Source organism: Aeromonas sp. Y318-1, assembly GCF_027706125.1.
Lineage (GTDB): Bacteria > Pseudomonadota > Gammaproteobacteria > Enterobacterales > Aeromonadaceae > Aeromonas > Aeromonas hydrophila.
In genome coordinates this window covers 1-798 of the sequence record NZ_JAPDCM010000050.1, presented here as the reverse complement: position 1 = coordinate 798, position 798 = coordinate 1, and the positions used below count along the sequence as shown (strand labels likewise).

General features: G+C 61.8%; 1 protein-coding gene. It reads right to left on the bottom strand.

All coding sequences use genetic code 11. From position 1 onward, the window contains the following. Window positions 1-398: 398 nt before the first annotated feature. Window positions 399-798 (bottom strand): GNAT family N-acetyltransferase (locus tag OKB87_RS23535; protein WP_058671088.1); only part of this gene is annotated, 400 nt, incomplete at its 5' end.

Genomic DNA, 798 nt, shown 5'->3' with positions numbered 1-798 from the left:
ATTGAACTGTCAGGAGCTGGCTGCACAACAGCCATTACGCCCAATCAACTGGTGCAGTCGTCTTCTGAAAATGACATTTGGTATCTCTCATAAACGGATGTTTTTGAGAGAACTATCTTCGGCCTTCACACGCACGAAAGGCGGCGAAGCTCCGCCGTTAATCCGTCCGCCGGAGATCTCGCCCAGGCAGGCTGAAGGCCGAGCAAGCCTGACAGGCCCGAAAAGCCCGGCACGGGCGTCGGCGGCGATGACGGCGGCGGCATTATCCAGGGTTGATGATGGAAGTGGAGGATATCGACAACCTCTCGCGCAACCAAGACATCGCGGTCGGACTGCAAGTGATCTTGAAGCCACGGGCCCGTCCCACCCCGACATGGACCTCGATGCCCGAACGGACGTTAGATTTCGAGTTCTAGGCGTTCTGCGATGAAGGTTGGATCCCAGCCGGGATTGAAAGTGTCGACGTGGGTGAATCCGAGCCGCTCGTATAGGCCACGCAGGTTCGGGTGGCAGTCGAGCCGCAGCTTGGCGCACCCCTGCGTTCGCGCGGCATGGCGGCAAGCCTCGATCAGCGCGGAGCTGACACCCCGGCCCGCATGTGTCCGTCGCACCGCGAGCTTGTGCAGATATGCGGCCTCCCCCTTGAGGGCGTCGGGCCAGAACTCGGGATCCTCGGCCGACAAGGTGCAACAGCCGACGATGCCGTCGCTGCAACTCGCGACTAGGAGCTCGGATCTCAGGACGAAGGTCTCCGCGAATGTCCGGTCGATCCGCGCGACGTCCCAGGCGGGCGTTCCC